The organism is Pantoea sp. DY-15 (assembly GCF_019795935.1).
In the GTDB taxonomy this organism is placed as follows: domain Bacteria; phylum Pseudomonadota; class Gammaproteobacteria; order Enterobacterales; family Enterobacteriaceae; genus Pantoea; species Pantoea leporis.
This window is the reverse complement of record NZ_JAIMIF010000002.1, coordinates 418,171-434,162: the sequence shown is the minus strand read 5'-3', so window position 1 is coordinate 434,162 and position 15,992 is coordinate 418,171. Positions and strand designations below refer to the sequence as shown.

The window sequence follows — 15,992 nt, the reverse complement described above, 5'->3', positions numbered from 1 at the left end:
GAGCACCTCACTCCGCTTTCGCCGCGACAAACTGCGTGCTGAACGCGCTCTGCCAGTCGGTGGACGCTTTGAGTAAACCGGCGTTGACCATAAAGTCACGCGTTGCCTGCCAGCGTTTATCCGTCATCACGCCTAAGCCTTGCTGCGCGGCATCGCCGCCGTCAATCAGGTGCAGGGCTTTCATCTGCGATACGCCAAAGGCCAAAACCGCGTCGGTCATCTGCGGGTTCTCTTTTTTGATCAGCGCATTACCGGCAGCCGGATTGGCAAGGTAGGATTTCCAGCCTTCCATCGATGCCGCCACAAAACGCTTCAGGACATCCGGCTCTTTTTGCAGTAAATCGTCGCGCGTCACCAGAATGCCGCCGTATGCCGGATAGCCATAATCGGCAAACAGATAGAATTTGCTGTCCGGCTGCACCTCTTCAATTTGCTGCACTTCGGAGGTGGCGTAGGCTTGCTGCGCAGTGTTTTTGTCGGCGAGAAACGGTTGCATGTTGAAGGTGTAAGGGCGCGCCTGACCATCCTGAAGCTGATATTTGCCTTTCAGCCACGGCCACCAGCTGGCTTGTCCGCTGGCAGAAACCAGTATGGTTTTACCTTTCAGTTGATCCAGCGACTTCACATCGCCGTGGGTGACAATGCCTTGCGGATCAAACTGAAACGGCGCGGCGATGGCTTTCAGTGGGAAGTTGCGCTCAACGCCCTGCAGCACTTGCAGGTCATAGCTGACGATGACATCAGCACGATTCGCCAGCAGCAGCGTCATGTTATTCAGCTGTGGCCCGCCGGAGCGCACCTCAACATCCAGCCCATATTTTTTATAAATGCCGGTGGCGAGCGCCTGGTAATAACCGCCTTGTTCAGCCTGCGCGACCCAGGTGGTTTGCAATACCAGTTTGTCGGCGGCGTGCGACAGTGCAGAGCTGCTCAGCAGAGCAGCGAATAAGGAGAAACGGAAACGCGACATTGTCATATAACCCCCAATAAACGTTGAGTTTGTTGTCGTCATCAGGGGCGTAGCGGCGCATGGCGTGCTCACGATGCGTATGCGCATCGTCCCCTGACGAGGTACAGCTAATGCTGTAGAGCAATGTCCTGCGTGCATCTGTTGTCACGCTGACCGCTTATACTCAGTGGGGATTTAGCAAAGCGCATGCCATTCGTGCAACCCACTGAAAGCAATATAGTTGATATTGATGATGCCGGGCTTTTGCTTCATTGACCGCTCATTGATGAGGCAAATCAGCGCGTTTTGCACCGCCATTGTGCAGACCGGATGTGGCAGATTCCCTAACGTATTGATTTTAAGCGGCGCAGCGTGCTGGCACAGCCTTTGCTTGGCTGAAACTGAGTAGAAGCTGTCAACCGTGGTTTCACCCGGTGGGTCATTGCTCGATCGCCTGCGGCATTCAGCAGGCGCGGGGATGACTGCCACGCTGCGGGTAAGTCATCCGTTATCGCTCAATAACGAGGTGCACCAATGGAAAAGACCACTTATGACATGCATGAACTGGCGAAAGAGTCGCGTATGGGCGCGCGCGGCGAAGAAGCTGCACGTGATGTGCGTATCATCGATCTCTCCGATTTCGACCAACGTAAAGCGGAAATAGCCGATCAGCTGTGGCAAGCCGCCACCGAGATTGGTTTTTTCCAGGTTTCCGGCCATGGTATTCCACTCGACGACATCAATGCGGCTTTTGCTAACGCAGAGCGCTTTTTCTCGCTGCCGCAAAGTGACAAAGCGCGTCATCCACTCAGCCGCAATGCCGGCTGGGAATACCGCGCGCAAATCCGTCCATCTACCGGTAAACCGGACCAAAAAGAGTCGTATCAGGTGACGCGTCCGCGCATGGCAGGCTTGTGGCCGGATGAGGCCACCTTGCCGGGTTTCCAGCATGATGTACTGAAGTTCGAGCGTCAGTGCTGGGAAGTCGGCATGCGCTTGCTCTCCTGTTTTGCCCTGAAGCTGGGATTCCCCGACGATTTCTTTGCCAAAGCGCATGAGCCTTCGCGCGAAACCTACCAAAGCACGCTGCGGATGCTGCACTACTTTGCCATCAGCGGCGAGCCAGATGGTCCGTGGCGCGCCGGGGCGCACACCGATTTCGATTGTCTGACCTTGCTGTTCCAGCGTGATGGGCAGGGCGGTTTGCAGGTGTGTCCGGGCAAAGAGATGGAAGAGCAAATCTGGACGCCGATCCCGCCGCTGGAAGGCTTAATTACCTGTAATATCGGCGATATGTTGATGCGCTGGAGTGATGACAAGTTGCCGTCGAATTTCCATCGCGTCAGCAATCCGCTGCCGGGTGAATCGGTGCCGGCACGCTACAGCCTGGCGTTTTTCTGCCAGGCTAACGAAGATGTGATTATTGAAGGACCGGAGAAAAAATATCCGCCTATTTCCGCGAAGGATTATCTGGCGCAGCGTATTAGCGCCAATTTCTCCGGCAAGTATTAAACGTACAGCTGTAAGTCGAAATTGATGTCGTTCTGTGCAGGAGCGCCAATATTCTCCTGCACAGAAAAAGCGCAGCGCGGGAAATAGATTTTTAACTCAAATACAAGATGTTACCGTTGCGTAAACTTAGGTAAAAACAACCCGCAAATAAAAGATTTCACTGCACGCCTATTTATTTCTGCAACTTTTTTACGGTATAAATCTCTGACCACTGTCTCCCTCAGCGAAATCACCAACACATGATCAATTCTGCCGCCAGCAAAGTTATCGCCTGCCTGTTTGTTTTCACTCTGGCAGGTTGTTCTTCGAAGTCTTCGCATGCGCCTGCTGAGGAAAGCGTTGATACCTCGGCAGACAACGGCAAACAGCCCGATTTAATCCCGGTGATTGCCGCGCTGCACGATCAAATGCATTCGTGGGAAGGGACCAAATATCAGTGGGGTGGCACACAATTAACCGGCGTCGATTGCTCGGGATTTGTCTGGCGCACGCTGAAAGATCGTTTCAATATTCCGATGGATCGCGTCACCACCAAAGAGTTAATTGCCATGGGCAAACCGGTGGATCAGGCGCATTTGCAACCCGGTGATTTAGTGTTCTTCCGCATTAAACGTGAGCTGCACGTCGGCTTTTATGACACCGATCATCAGTTCCTGCACGCGTCGGTGAGTCAGGGCGTGATGCGCTCTTCGCTAAATAATCCGTACTGGAAATCGGTTTATTTAGAGGCGCGCCGTTTGCCGAAAGAACAGAATTCGCAGATCAGTTTCAATTATAAAAACAAGGTTTGATGAGAGGTGCGCATAAATGCGCACCTTGAAACTTTACTTAAAACTGATACGAAACGCTCATCGAAACACTGCGCGGTGCGCCATAAACGTAGCTGTTCATGTAGCTGTAATATTCGCGATCAAACAGGTTATCGACGTTCGCCTGCACCGCCACCTGCTTAGTCACCTGATAGCGCGCAAACAGCGAAGCCAGCGGAATACTGCCCTGATAAACACGCACGCTATCGCCGCTGGCATTGGTGGCATCTTCAAACACGCGGTTCTGCCAGTTGATGCCGCCGCCAACCGTGAGATCCGGCAACATCGGCAGCTGATAACGGCTAAACAGCTTGAAGGAAGTTTGCGGCTGATAGCTGTTGAAACGTCCCTCTTTATCCCGCGCCACGTAGCGTGTGGCACCGAACGTCAGCTGCAGATTATCCGTTAGCGCGCCATTCAGCTCAAACTCCGCACCTTTACTGACCGCACCTTTGGCGGGCGCATAAGCCTGTTCGTTGCCGCTCAGGTAGACGCCATTAATCGCCTGACCCACGTTGTCCTGCTCAATACGGAATACCGCCACCGTCGCCGTTAATCGACCATCATACCAGGCGGACTTCAGACCGGTTTCATAGCTTTTGCCGGTTACCGGCGACAGGTATTTACCGTTGATGTCACGATCGGTTTGCGGCAGGAAGATCGAGGTATAGCTGCCGTACGCCGACCAGGTATCGTTGATGTCGTACACCAAACCAGCGTACGGCGTGGTGTTATTGTTCGTCATATCACCGCTGCTGCCGTTGGTGCTCCACTGCGTGTAACGCGCACCAATAATCAGCGACAGCGGATCGGCCAGCGAGAAGCGTGCGGCGGTATAAGCCGATTTCTGGCGAATGGTATCGTCGGCATTCTGATACCAACCTTGCCACTGCGGCTCGGCAATGTTGCCGTTCCAGCTGTTATTGAAAATGCCCATATCGTTTGAGGCGATGTTGTAGTTTTCCAGATCGGTAACGCCATCCTGGCTATAAGTGGCGTTGTGCTGGCGGCTGTAGCTCACGCCCGCCATTAACTGATGCTGACGACCTAACAGCTCAAACGGACCGCTGGCGTAGCCGTCGAACGAATCCATCTGACGTTTACCGCGATCCATGCTGCCGTAGCCGGTGGTGCCTTCGCCGCTGTCCTGATCGGCGCTGCCCATCACATACAGCAGCTTATCGTTGAAGGTGTTCTCGGCGTGCGTGCCGTTGACGTGGATGTTCCAGCCGTTATCGAAGTTATGATCGATGTCGGCGAATATTTTGCGCGAATTGGTGTTGTAGCGCGCCCAGTTGGCGGCGGTGTTGAGGCTGCGCTCGTAATGCGTGGTGGCGTTGTTGCTGTAGAACATCGGCAAGCCGCCCCACGTTGGATTGCCGGTGTTAGCATCTTCGTAGTCGTAGCCCAGCGACAGCGTGGTGTGCTCAGTGATGTCGGCATCAATCACGCCGTAGAGGAATTTTTTGGTTTTGTGGTAGCGATCGAGCCAGCTGTCTTCATCGCTGTAACCGGTTACCACGCGTCCGCGCAGGCTGCCATCCTGGTTTAGCGGTGCTGAGAGATCCGCAACATAACGCTGTTTGTTCCAGCTACCGTAGCTGGCGCTGACCGTACCGGTAAAGGTTTTACTGTCGGCGTGTTTACGTACCATGTTGATCGAGGCTGACGGGCTGCCCGCACCGGTCATCAATCCGGTGGCGCCGCGTACGATCTCTATACGCTCGTAAATGGCGGTATCAGAAGCGGCATCTCCGTAGTTCCAGGCGTCATTAACCGAGGTCGGGATGCCATCGAACGAGAAGTTGGTGACTTTAAAGCCGCGCGAATAATATTCCGAGCGCTCGCTGTCGATCAGATTGGTCGAGATGCCGGTGGCGTTGGTCAGCACATCGTTCACCGATTGCAGGTTCTGATCCTGCATGCGCTGTTGCGTTACCACGCTCATCGACTGCGGTACATCGCGTGGCGTCAGCAACAGCTTAGTGCCCGCTCACGTGGTTTTTACCGCGTAGTCCTGCTTTTCATTGTTATCGCTGTCGCCTCTTGCGGATGCATCGACCACCAAATCCTGCTGCGAATCGCTCGCTGCCTGCGCCAGGCTTGGCGTAAGCAGGGCATGGATCGTCACCGCCAGCAGTGAGACGTTAGAGGTTTTCCTGATGCCAGACATAAAATTTCCTGTTGAAACGCGTGTTATAGGAAGCTGTTTTGCTTCGTTTTTTATCGTTTACGGTGTAACTCATTCGCCCAAAAGGGCAGAAGAGAAGGCACGCAAAGCGCCACTGCTTATTTATTGAGAAAGCCAATGATAATCATTTGCTTTAAAGAATCTGCGGAAGGTTGCAACTGTAATTGTAATAATATGTAATTTAGATATTAATCATATGGTTACAATTTAAATTAACCTGTTAATTGCTAACGTTTTCCTATTTTTAAGGCGATATTTGGACGTTTTTAGTAAAGAAAGGTGCGCGGCTTGCTGGAATCGATTTTCGGCAACGTAAGCAAGATCGTCGAGAAAGTTGCTAAGTTCATGCTAATGCGTATGATTCTCATTCTTCTTGTATTTTCCGTACGCGTATGCGCGTAACGGAGCCGTTCATCCATTGATGGAGTTGAGCATGAAATCGTTATTTAGCCCGCGCAAAGCCGCCGTAGCGGCAGCGATCGTCGCTGCATTCAGCCTGACCGCTTGCCAGGCTCCGGCGAAAAAAGCCGAAGCGCCAGCCGCCGCTGCCAAGCCAGTTGATACTTCTTTGACCCAGCGCACGCTGGGCGATGGCCTGTATGAAATGGCGTATTCGCCTGCTGCGAAAGCGTTATACGTTGCCAGCGCGCAGAGCTTTAAAGACGTTAACGGTGGTGTAATTTATCGTCTCGACCCAACCACACTGGAAACCAAAGGCGTTACGCATACCGATTTGAAAAACTTTGGTACGGCGATCGATGAAGCGGGCAACGTGTTCTACACCACCAACTCGCTGGATGGCGCTATCTCTAAAGTGGATGCGCAGAGCGGCAAAGTGCTGGAACGTTTAGTCTTCCCAGGTAAGAAAGATAAAGAAGGTTATCCGGCGGGCGCGCGTGAAGTGCTGTGGCACGGCAACGAGCTGTATGTCGGTCGCGTAGCCGATCCGGGTTACATCTCGGTGGTTGATGAGAAAACCTTCAAGCTGAAAGCCACCATCAAGAATGCAGGCAAATGGGTAACCGGCATCATCTATTCCCCGCTGACTGAGCGCATTTACGCAACCAACGGCGCGGGCGAGATTCTGGTGATCAATCCACGCACCCACAAAATTGAGAAGCGCTGGACCGCCGGCGACGGTAAAGAGTATCTGTTCCTGAACATGGCGGAAGATCCGGCTACCGGCCGCCTGTTCGTAACCGATGATTCGAAAGGCAAAGCCACGCTGGTGTTTGATGAGCGCACAGGTAAAGTGATCAAGCGTATTGAAGGTGATGCGCTAGCGATTAAATTCAACGCTAAGCGTAATGAGATCTACATCAGCCAGCGCGAATCGAAGAAAGTGCTGCAGCTGGATGCCACCACTTACGCAGTGAAAAACAGCTGGTCGTTTGATAACAATCCAAACAGCCTGCTGATTGGCCCGGACAACAACACGCTGTATGTCACGTTGAAAGCGGAGTTCAATAAAGACTCCTCAACCAAAGGCCAGGATCAGATTACGCGCATCGCACTGAAATAATCCCCGACCTGTAGCGATAATCCATGCCCTCGTAAGAGGGCATTTTTGTTTCTGATGGCTTATAACAGTGCAGGTTAAGCTGTTTTCCTCTGTTAATAATGAATAAGGCGCTGGCTATGTTTAAAGGATTGAGTGCGTTTCCCCTGACCCCGCTGAATGCTTCTGGTATCGACGAGCACGCTTTTCTCACTCTCCTCGTGAGGCTCACTGAAGCAAAAGTGGATTCGCTTGGCGTGCTGGGATCCACCGGTAGCTACGCCTATTTCACGCGCGAACAGCGCAAGCGCATCACGACGCTGGCGGTGCAGCATGCGGAGGCGATTCCGGTTATGGTCAGCATTGGCGCGGTGAGCACCGATGAAGTGCTACGACTTGCCGAGGATGCGCAACAGGCCGGTGCCAGCGCATTGCTGCTGCCTGCGGTTTCCTATCAGAAGCTTAACGATGACGAGGTGTTTGGCCTGTATCAGGATGTCACGCGCCACGTTTCGCTGCCGGTGTGTATTTATGACAATCCAGGCACCAGCCACTTTGTGTTCTCCGATGCGCTGCATGCGCGTATTGCCACGCTGCCGCATATCGCCTCGATAAAAATTCCCGGCGTGCCTGCCGATATCACCGCAGCTACGCAACGGGTCAGCGCTTTGCGCGCTCAATTGCCAGAAGACGTCACTATTGGTGTCAGCGGTGATGCCTTTGCCGCAGTGGGCCTAAACGCCGGTTGTGAAGTGTGGTATTCCGTGTGCGGCGGACTGTTCCCGCGCACCGCTAAAGCGCTAACGGATGCTGCGATGGCAGGGGATTTTGCATCGGTGGCTGAACAGTCGCAGCGGCTGGAACCACTTTGGGCGCTGTTTACCCAACATGGCGGCAGTATCCGCGTTATCTCTGCAGCGGCCAGCGCGCTGGGCCTTGTAGAGATCGATTCCCTGCCGCGCCCGTTACGTTCGCTGTCGGCGGCGGATGTGGCAGAAGTCAAAAGGGTCATTACAGAGCTCGATCTGGCGTAGTGATAATGAGTTGATTAACTGTGATCGCACTAATAGTTAATATGATAATAGTTTCAATGGTTATCATTGTTTCCATCGAAGGCGCACAGCCTTCAAATCAAACAACCAAAGGAATACAACCATGAAAACTATCAAAACTCTGACTATCGCCGCTGCTGCCGCTCTTTCTCTGATGTCTGCTGCCAGCTTCGCACAAACCGTTTCAGCCACTTCGCTGACTCTGGATGGCGCTGAAGCCAAAATCGCTGCACAGGCAAAACAGAATGGTGAGCAATACAAAATTCTTGAAGCGAGCAACGGTAACGTCGTACATATGACCGCAGAACTTTACAAATAACGGATGGTTGCATACGGATGTGCCAGAACAGGTCGCCCACGGGCGGCCTTTTTTGTCGATATAACGCAGAAACTGTATAGTTACGTAAGTTATCGTGATCGCACTAATGGTTAATATTGAAACGATAACCTGAGTTATTATTATTCTCATCGAAGGCACACAGCCTTCTCGTTAAACCACTAAGGATTATGACCATGAAAACTATCAAAACACTGTCTATCGCCGCTGTTGCTGCTCTTTCAATGATGTCTGCTGCTAGCTTTGCACAGAGTATATCTGTTGAGTCTTCTACTCTGGATGGTGCAGAGGCGAAAATCGCTGCGCAGGCACAAGAGCAGGGCGCTCAGTACAAAATTACTGAAGCCAACACTAACAACCGCGTACACATGACTGCCGAGTTATACAAATAAGTTATTTGCACAAGCAGTTGTGTTAAGGCCGCCTTCGGGCGGCTTTGTTGTATCTGAATGTCCGTAAATGGCCTACGCATGTCCCGCCGCACGCCCGGGCTGTGTGTATCATCAACGCAGTTCTCCCCCACACGGATATCGCATGAAAACCTACGTCAGCAAAAACTTCTCTCCTGCCATAGCCTGGGAAGCGTTAGACATCGCCAACTTCGCCGGCACCAGCGTGCGTCTGCACTGGACCAATCAACCTTACAAGTGGCACATCAATGATGGCGAAGAAGTGTTTGCAGTGCTGGATGGTGCGGTAGAAATGCATTACCGCGAAGCGGGCGAGGTCAAGAAAGTGCTGCTGAATAGCGGCGACATTTTTTACGCCAGCATCGGCACCGAGCATGTTGCGCACCCGCAAGGCGAAGCGCGCGTATTAGTGATCGAAAAAGAAGATTCGGTTTAACGCCGGATACTGACTCACCTAAACACGCTAACGCATCAAGTGTTTTAGCGTGTTTGAGATTCACAATCGTGCGAAAAGTAACCGCCTGCGCGCATCGGGCGCGGTGTGGTGCGAGGCGAGTTTTATCCACAGGTTAACGGCGACTCTACGCACGGGGATTGTGGATAACCTTAGGCGAGGTGCCTAATGGGCACCTCAAAAATTAATTGATGGCATTCACAAAGCGGCGCGTTATCTGCTGTGGACGCGTAATCGCGCCGCCGACCACCACCGCATGCGCGCCCAGCGCCAGACAATGCGCCGCCATTTCCGGCGTTTCAACATTCCCCTCGGCAATCACCGGCACCTTTACCGCAGCCAATACGTCACGCAAGAAGCGGCAATCATCGGCGGCCAAATAGCAGCCTTGCGTTTCTGCGGTGTAGCCGTGCAGCGTGGTGCCGACACAATCGAAACCTAACTGCGACGCCTGACGCGCTTCTTCCACCGTGGCGATGTCCGCCATCAGCAACAGTTGCGGATAGCGTTGGCGAATCGCTGCCACCAACGCCGGCAACTGCAAATCGCCGGGACGTGTGTGTAACGTGGCATCCAGCGCAATCATCGCCGGATTCGCCACCATCAACTCATCCACTTCCCGCAGCGTCGCGGTGATATACACATCGCTGCCGGGATAGTCCCGCTTAATAATGGCGATAATCGGCAAATCCACGGTTTGCATAATCTGCTGCACGTCGATCAGGCTGTTGGCGCGAATCGCCGCCGCTCCGCCTTCCATCGCCGCTAACGCCATGCGCGACATAATAAACGGGCTGTGTAACGGCTCATCTTCCAGAGCCTGACACGAGACCACCAGTTTTCCCTGAATCTGGGCCAGCATCGGTGCTTTCATAGCGCGAGTAACTCCTCTACTTCATTTTTGATTATGGTGACGTGTGGGCCATAAATCACCTGCACGCCTTTGCCACGTTGGATCACGGCGCGTGCGCCGGTAGCTTTCAATGCGTTTTCATCGAGTTTGCTGCTGTCGATCAGCGTGATGCGCAGACGGGTGGCGCAGCAATCCAGTTCGGCGATGTTCTGCTTGCCGCCTAAAGCCGCGATCACCTGCAGTGGACGTTCTCCGGCGACCATAGGCACAGTTTCAACGCTGACGTCTTCGCGCCCCGGCGTTTTGAAATTGAAGCGGGTGATCAGCAAGCGGAAAGTAAAGTAATAGAGCAGGAACCACGGCGCGCCTATCAGCGGGACATACCACCAATGGGTTTTCGCTTCGCCCTGCAATACGCCGAACAGAATGAAATCAATCAGGCCGCCCGAGAAGGTTTGGCCGATGGTGATGTGCAGGATGTGGGCGATCATAAACGCCAGCCCATCAAACAGCGCGTGGATGACATACAGCACCGGCGCGACAAACAGGAACGAGAACTCAATCGGTTCGGTGATGCCGGTAAGGAAAGAAGTCAGCGCCGCCGACATCAGCAATCCGGCCACGCGTTGACGGTTTTCCGGCTTAGCAGTGTGGTACATCGCCAGACACGCGCCGATCAGGCCAAACATCATGGTGATGAAGCGCCCGGACATATAGCGCGCGGTGCCAATGTAGAATTGTTGCGTGTGGGGATCGGCAAGCTGGGCGAAGAAGATGCGCTGCGTGCCTTCCACCAGATGTCCGTTGATCACTTCGCTGCCGCCGAGTGCGGTGGTCCAGAACGGCAAATAGAAGATGTGATGCAGGCCGAACGGGCCGAGCATGCGCAGCACGAAGCCGTAAATAAAGGTGCCGAAATAGCCGGTGGCATCCACCAATCCGCCCATGCCAAAAATCAGCTTCTGGAAATGCGGCCAGACGATGGTCATCGCCGCGCCCACCACAATGGCGACGAAGGAGCTGATAATCGGCACGAAGCGCGAGCCACCAAAGAAGCCAAGGAACTGCGGCAGGGCGATTTTGTTGTAGCGATTATGCAGCATGGCCGTCACCAGCCCGATCACCACGCCACCAAATACGCCGGTTTCCAGCGTCTGAATGCCGAGCGCCATGCCTTGTCCCACCGCGCTAAGGTTGCCCTGCGCCAGCACGCCGGTCAGCGTCAGCAGCGCATTGATGGTGGCGTTCATTACCAGATAAGCCAGCAGCGAGGCCAATCCGGCGGTGCCTTTGTCGCTTTTGGCCAATCCTACCGCTACGCCAACCGCAAATAGCACCGCGAGGTTGGCGAACACCACCGATCCGGCGCTCGCCATGATGGTGAACATGCCTTGCAGCCAGGCGACATCGAGGAATGGATAGGCTTTGACGGTGTTGGGATTGGAGAGTGCGCCGCCAATGCCCAGCAGCAAACCGGCCGCCGGTAGCACGGCGATCGGTAACATGAACGACTTACCAAACCGCTGGGCTTTTTCAAACCAACCCCCTGAAGAGGCACCGCTGAACAGTGATGACATAAATTTTTATCCCTGAAGTGATTTTGTGGTAAAAATTATTATCACAATCTAATTCATAAGATGAAAATTTCCATCATTATTGTGATAGCTTTCACTTATGCCCTAATCTGCTGCACACTGTGCGCCATTAATGTCGTGAAGAAGAGGCCGCCATGACGGACAACGAAAACATCTTGCTGCACCTGCGCCAGGGCTTGCCGGGCTACAGTCCGACGCTGCAAAAGCTGGGCGATTTCATCCTCACCGACCCGCAGAAAGTGCTGTATCTCACCATCACTGAATTAGCGCGCGAGACCGACACCAGCGAAGCAAGCGTGACGCGGCTGTGTCGTCATCTCGGCTGCAAAGGCTATACCGAATTCAAAATGGCGCTGGCGCTGGATGTGCAACACAATCAGCCCGCCGCCGTCGCTAGCGGTGACAGCATCGACATGCTGGTGGAGGAAACGGTGCAGGCGCTGCGCGATACCGGGAAATTCATTAACCGCGAGATACTTCAGAGCGCGGTGGAAGCGCTGCATCAGGCTAAAACTATCCAGATCTACGGCGTGGCGGCCAGCGCGATTACCGGTGAATATTTGCACTATCGCCTGTTGCGCCTGGGTAAATCGGCGCAGCTGTTTGGTGATATGCATCGCGCGGCGATGAATGCCTCGACGCTCAGAGAGGGCGATTTGGTGATCGCCATCTCCGCTTCCGGCTCGACTAAAGATGTAATGCACGTAGTGAAGCTGGCGAAGAAGCAAAACGCGCGCGTGCTGATGCTGAGTAACACGCTGCGCAGCCCGATGGGCAGCTTAGCCGATATGCTGCTGGTGGCTGCGCGGCCGGAAGGCCCGTTCAACGCTGGCGCGCTGAGCGGTAAAGTGGGCGCGATGCTGCTGGTGGAAGTGTTGATTAACGAGTTAATGACGCATGATGCCAGTTATCTGGCGGCGAGCCAGCAAACGGCAACGGCGACCTTGCCGATGTTGATGTGATTTGAGTGGGATGGGGGGAGGTCGCCATGAATGGCGACCCTACGGAGAAAAAATATTATTCGCTAGCTAGTGCCGCTACCGGATCCATGCGTGCTGCTTTGCGCGCGGGCAAGTAACCAAAAATCATGCCGATGATGGTGGAGCAGGCAAAGGCCGCGCCCGCGGACTGCCACGAGAAGATCGCCGTGATCATGCCGCCCGCCAGCAGGCTGATAATCGGTCCAATCATTAGCGCTAGCGCGACGCCGAGCGATCCGCCCACCAGACAGACCAAAACTGCTTCGATCATAAACTGCTGCATGATGTCGCCGCGCCGCGCGCCCACCGCCATGCGCACGCCGATTTCATGGGTACGCTCCGTTACCGAGACCAGCATGATATTCATCACGCCGATGCTGCCAATCATCAGCGCAATCGAGGCGACCAGCAGAATCAACAGCGTTAATGTCGCGGCAGCATCTTCAATCGCTTTGCGGTATTTGTCGCGGTTGAACACCAGGAAATCTTTGCTGCCGTGACGCGCGGTTAGCAGTTGCGTCAGCGATTCCACCGCCGGGCCGCTCACCACATCGTCCTTCAGCTTAATGCTGATGCTGGTTAGCGCGGTTTGCCCGCTGATGCGGTACATCACGGTGCTCCACGGCAGCCACACGCTGAGGCGATTGGGCGACAAGCCATCGTTATTATCCGCCACGCCAATCACGCGCACCGGCACCGAACCCAGCACGACCATCTTGCCAATTGGGCTTTCCCCGTGTTCGCCAAACAGTTTGTTGCGCGTGTTGGTATCGATAATGATCTCCTGACGCGCGTGACGTTCATCGCTGAAGTTGCTGCCTTCAAGCAATTTAATGCCCTGAATCTGGAAATACTCCTTACCGACGCCGTACACCGAGGTTTTGGAGGCGTTGGAGAGATAGCGAATCGGCTGATTGGCGATCATCTCCGGGCTGACCGCCGCGACAAACTGCTGACGCCCAATCACGTCGGCATCCGCCATCACCAGCGTCAATACCGGATGCGCTTCATCCTCGACGAAATCACCGCCGGCATAGATCGACACCACGTTGGTGCCGAGCCCGGAAATACTCTCTAGCGTTTTTTGCCGCGCGCCCTGGCCGAGCGCCACCACCGTGACCACCGCCGCGATGCCAAAAATAATCCCGGTCATGGTCAGCGCAGTGCGCAGTCGATGCGCGTTCATCGCATTCAGCGCCATGCGCAATGATTCACGTAAGCGATCGAGAAACCCGCGCAGCTTGCTCTGACTTTTACGCGCGGCGGGTGCATATTGCGCGCGCGTTGCATCCTGTTTGCGGCCGCTATCGGCAAAAATCTCGCCGTCCTGAATCTCAATGATGCGATCGGCGTGCTGCGCCACTTTCATGTCGTGCGTCACGATGATCACCGTGTGACCTTCGCGATTGAGATCGTGCAGGATGCGCAGCACCTCTTCGCCGGAGTGCGAATCCAGCGCGCCGGTCGGTTCATCGGCAAGAATGATTTCGGCACCGTTAATCAGCGCGCGCGCAATACTGACGCGCTGCTGCTGGCCGCCGGACAGCTCGCCCGGCTTGTGATGCTCGCGGCCCTGCAAACCTAAACGCGCCAGCAGATCCGCCGCGCGCTGCAGCCGCGCTTTGCCCTGCAGATTGGCGTAGATCGACGGAATCTCGACGTTGCTCAAGGCGCTGAGATCCGGCATCAGATGATAACGCTGGAAGATAAAGCCGATATGCTCGCGGCGCACTTTCGCCAATGCATCCGGCGACAGCGTGGCGGTGTTCTGGCCACTAATGAAATAGTCGCCGCTATCCGGCGCATCAAGGCAGCCGAGAATATTCAGCAGCGTCGATTTACCCGAACCGGACGGCCCGATAATCGCCACCAGTTCACCGCTGGCGATACTCAGATTTATGTCTTTCAGCACATGCAGAGATTGCGAACCGTTAACATAGCTGCGCTGAATGTTTTTCAGTTCGATGATATTCACATCACCACCTTGTCGGCGCCCGCCGTCTGCGTGGCAAGGATCACTTTCTCGCCGACTTTTAATCCGCTCAGTACCTGAATATCAACGCTGTCAGTGATGCCAGTGGTGATGATGCGTTTCACCGGCTGATTATCCTGATCGGGGATTTCCACGTAGGTTTTGCCATCCGCATCTTTCTTCGTCGCCTGCACCGGCACCAGCAATGCCTCTTTGGCGGAATCACGCAGCAGATTGACCTGCGCCGTCATGGAGATGCGCAGCGCGTTGTCGGGGTTTGGCACATCCAGCAGCGCGTTGTAATAGACCGCGGCGTTGCTGCTGCTGCTCGGTGTGCTTTCGCTATTGCCCATCAGCGCGTCATCTTTCATCACCGATTCCGGTGCCAGTTCGAGGCTGCGCAGAGTCGCGTTGTAGCGCTTGTCTGGATTGGAGAAGGTGGTGAACCACGCTTGCTGGCCGGGCTGCACGTTGTTGATGTCGGCTTCGGAGATCTGCACTTTAATCGTCATGGTGCCGAGCTGCGCCAGCTTAGCGATGGTCGGCGCGGTTTGTACCGCATTCACCGTTTGACCTTGCTTAGTGACGATGGCGATGACCGTGCCGTCCATTGGCGCCATGATGCGGGTATAGCCGAGATCGAGCTGCTTCTTATCCACCTCAATCTGCGCCTGAATCACGCGCGCTTTTTGCGCGGTTAGCTCGGCGCGTGCACTGCGCCAGTCTTGTTCGGCGGTATCAAAATCCTGACGCGAGATCGCATTGGTTTTAATCATCTGCTGCAAGCGCTGATATTGCGCTTGCTGTCGCACCAGCGCGGCTTCGCGGGTTTCCAGATCGGCCTGCGCCACGCTCAGCGCCGCCTGCGCGTTACGCAAATCGCTGCGCTGTGGTTGATCGTCAATTTCGGCGATTAGCTGGCCTTTGCTGACGCTATCGCCGGCTTTGATATAGAGCTTTTTCACCTGACCAGAAACCTGCGCACCGACGTTGACGCGTTCAACCGCATCCATTTTGCCGGTGGCAGCAATCACGTTTTCGATATTTCCCTGACGCACTTCGGCGGTGACCACCGCGTTAGGTTTATGGCGTGAACCGGCGAAATGCCAGATCAACAGCAGGAGAATGACAGCAGCGAGCGTGGCGAGTAGCCACTTTTTTGAGATATTGAGCATAAGCGTCCCTTTTATGAAGTGAGAATCATAATCACTAAAGGGAACAAACTGGAGAAAATTCGCCGGATTTATCTGGGTAATGCGCGCTGGTTGAAAAATGATTAAATTTTTCCGATTTGAAATGGCGGCTGAGTCGTTTACTGCGTATCTGAGTCACTGTTTGGGCGTAGGGTGGCCATGAATGGCCACCGGAAAATAGGTGGTC

At 54.4% G+C, this 15,992-nt stretch carries 14 protein-coding genes and 1 pseudogene; 8 read left to right on the top strand and 7 right to left on the bottom strand.

Features of this window, described 5'->3' with window-relative positions; genetic code table 11:
- Positions 1–7: 7 nt before the first annotated feature.
- A complete protein-coding gene (locus K5Y32_RS10705; protein WP_222183534.1) occupies positions 8–976 on the bottom strand; it encodes an ABC transporter substrate-binding protein in 969 nt (322 codons plus the stop codon).
- Positions 977–1,144: 168 nt separating this feature from the next.
- Positions 1,145–1,438, bottom strand: a complete 294-nt coding sequence (locus tag K5Y32_RS10700) for a hypothetical protein (protein ID WP_222183532.1) — start codon at positions 1,436–1,438, stop codon at positions 1,145–1,147.
- A 45-nt stretch (positions 1,439–1,483) separates the two neighbouring features.
- On the opposite strand from K5Y32_RS10700, the gene K5Y32_RS10695 reads away from it, so the two are divergent.
- Together K5Y32_RS10695 and K5Y32_RS10690 are read left to right on the top strand one after the other, a co-directional pair.
- Positions 1,484–2,461 (top strand): isopenicillin N synthase family oxygenase, encoded by a 978-nt coding sequence (locus tag K5Y32_RS10695; RefSeq protein WP_222183530.1) that lies wholly within the window; start codon positions 1,484–1,486, stop codon positions 2,459–2,461.
- A gap of 239 nt (positions 2,462–2,700) precedes the next feature.
- Positions 2,701–3,252: a C40 family peptidase gene (locus K5Y32_RS10690; protein ID WP_101761687.1), complete on the top strand. Its 552-nt coding sequence runs from the start codon at positions 2,701–2,703 to the stop codon at positions 3,250–3,252.
- A gap of 37 nt (positions 3,253–3,289) precedes the next feature.
- Here K5Y32_RS10690 and fhuE read toward each other — a convergent pair.
- Positions 3,290–5,443, bottom strand: a pseudogene (gene fhuE, locus K5Y32_RS10685) (ferric-rhodotorulic acid/ferric-coprogen receptor FhuE).
- Between the two features lie 451 nt (positions 5,444–5,894).
- Here fhuE and K5Y32_RS10680 point away from each other — a divergent pair.
- The 5 genes from K5Y32_RS10680 (at position 5,895) to K5Y32_RS10660 (ending at position 9,194) form a co-directional block, all read left to right on the top strand.
- Positions 5,895–6,983, top strand: a complete 1,089-nt coding sequence (locus K5Y32_RS10680; RefSeq protein WP_222183528.1) for a YncE family protein — start codon at positions 5,895–5,897, stop codon at positions 6,981–6,983.
- Between the two features lie 116 nt (positions 6,984–7,099).
- Complete coding sequence (locus K5Y32_RS10675) at positions 7,100–7,993, top strand: dihydrodipicolinate synthase family protein (protein WP_222183526.1); 894 nt, start codon at positions 7,100–7,102, stop codon at positions 7,991–7,993.
- A 121-nt stretch (positions 7,994–8,114) separates the two neighbouring features.
- Positions 8,115–8,330 (top strand): YdgH/BhsA/McbA-like domain containing protein, encoded by a 216-nt coding sequence (locus tag K5Y32_RS10670; RefSeq protein ID WP_007890154.1) that lies wholly within the window; start codon positions 8,115–8,117, stop codon positions 8,328–8,330.
- 194 nt (positions 8,331–8,524) lie between these two features.
- On the top strand, positions 8,525–8,740 hold the full coding sequence (locus K5Y32_RS10665) for a YdgH/BhsA/McbA-like domain containing protein (protein ID WP_110866788.1): 216 nt from the start codon (positions 8,525–8,527) through the stop codon (positions 8,738–8,740).
- A 142-nt stretch (positions 8,741–8,882) separates the two neighbouring features.
- On the top strand, positions 8,883–9,194 hold the full coding sequence (locus K5Y32_RS10660) for a cupin domain-containing protein (protein WP_110866789.1): 312 nt from the start codon (positions 8,883–8,885) through the stop codon (positions 9,192–9,194).
- Positions 9,195–9,396: 202 nt separating this feature from the next.
- Here K5Y32_RS10660 and K5Y32_RS10655 read toward each other — a convergent pair whose 3' ends face one another.
- On the bottom strand, positions 9,397–10,086 hold the full coding sequence (locus K5Y32_RS10655) for an N-acetylmannosamine-6-phosphate 2-epimerase (protein WP_222183524.1): 690 nt from the start codon (positions 10,084–10,086) through the stop codon (positions 9,397–9,399).
- The gene (locus K5Y32_RS10650) at positions 10,083–11,642 is read right to left on the bottom strand and encodes a PTS transporter subunit EIIC (protein WP_222183522.1); all 1,560 of its coding nucleotides are present in this window, start codon (positions 11,640–11,642) and stop codon (positions 10,083–10,085) included. Before K5Y32_RS10650 ends, K5Y32_RS10655 begins: the two co-directional genes overlap by 4 nt.
- Before the next feature lie 152 nt (positions 11,643–11,794).
- Between K5Y32_RS10650 and K5Y32_RS10645 the strand changes: the two genes are divergently transcribed.
- Positions 11,795–12,622 (top strand): MurR/RpiR family transcriptional regulator, encoded by an 828-nt coding sequence (locus K5Y32_RS10645; RefSeq protein ID WP_222183519.1) that lies wholly within the window; start codon positions 11,795–11,797, stop codon positions 12,620–12,622.
- Between the two features lie 55 nt (positions 12,623–12,677).
- Here the strand turns inward: K5Y32_RS10645 and K5Y32_RS10640 are convergent, their stop codons facing one another.
- Together K5Y32_RS10640 and K5Y32_RS10635 are read right to left on the bottom strand one after the other, a co-directional pair.
- The gene (locus tag K5Y32_RS10640) at positions 12,678–14,615 is read right to left on the bottom strand and encodes a MacB family efflux pump subunit (RefSeq protein WP_222183517.1); all 1,938 of its coding nucleotides are present in this window, start codon (positions 14,613–14,615) and stop codon (positions 12,678–12,680) included.
- Entirely contained in the window at positions 14,612–15,787 is a 1,176-nt protein-coding gene (locus tag K5Y32_RS10635) for an efflux RND transporter periplasmic adaptor subunit (RefSeq protein WP_222183515.1), read from the bottom strand. The genes K5Y32_RS10640 and K5Y32_RS10635 overlap by 4 nt, the downstream gene beginning before the upstream one ends.
- Positions 15,788–15,992: the final 205 nt, after the last annotated feature.

What these genes read in the sequence shown, in the direction of transcription:
- K5Y32_RS10675 (WP_222183526.1), top strand. Translation starts at nt 7,100, where the DNA reads ATGTTTAAAGGATTGAGTGCGTTTCCCCTGACCCCGCTGAATGCTTCT.
- K5Y32_RS10680 (WP_222183528.1), top strand. Translation starts at nt 5,895, where the DNA reads ATGAAATCGTTATTTAGCCCGCGCAAAGCCGCCGTAGCGGCAGCGATC.
- K5Y32_RS10650 (WP_222183522.1), bottom strand. Translation starts at nt 11,642, where the DNA reads ATGTCATCACTGTTCAGCGGTGCCTCTTCAGGGGGTTGGTTTGAAAAA.
- K5Y32_RS10655 (WP_222183524.1), bottom strand. Translation starts at nt 10,086, where the DNA reads ATGAAAGCACCGATGCTGGCCCAGATTCAGGGAAAACTGGTGGTCTCG.
- K5Y32_RS10635 (WP_222183515.1), bottom strand. Translation starts at nt 15,787, where the DNA reads ATGCTCAATATCTCAAAAAAGTGGCTACTCGCCACGCTCGCTGCTGTC.
- K5Y32_RS10665 (WP_110866788.1), top strand. Translation starts at nt 8,525, where the DNA reads ATGAAAACTATCAAAACACTGTCTATCGCCGCTGTTGCTGCTCTTTCA.
- K5Y32_RS10690 (WP_101761687.1), top strand. Translation starts at nt 2,701, where the DNA reads ATGATCAATTCTGCCGCCAGCAAAGTTATCGCCTGCCTGTTTGTTTTC.
- K5Y32_RS10660 (WP_110866789.1), top strand. Translation starts at nt 8,883, where the DNA reads ATGAAAACCTACGTCAGCAAAAACTTCTCTCCTGCCATAGCCTGGGAA.
- K5Y32_RS10670 (WP_007890154.1), top strand. Translation starts at nt 8,115, where the DNA reads ATGAAAACTATCAAAACTCTGACTATCGCCGCTGCTGCCGCTCTTTCT.
- K5Y32_RS10705 (WP_222183534.1), bottom strand. Translation starts at nt 976, where the DNA reads ATGACAATGTCGCGTTTCCGTTTCTCCTTATTCGCTGCTCTGCTGAGC.
- K5Y32_RS10645 (WP_222183519.1), top strand. Translation starts at nt 11,795, where the DNA reads ATGACGGACAACGAAAACATCTTGCTGCACCTGCGCCAGGGCTTGCCG.
- K5Y32_RS10695 (WP_222183530.1), top strand. Translation starts at nt 1,484, where the DNA reads ATGGAAAAGACCACTTATGACATGCATGAACTGGCGAAAGAGTCGCGT.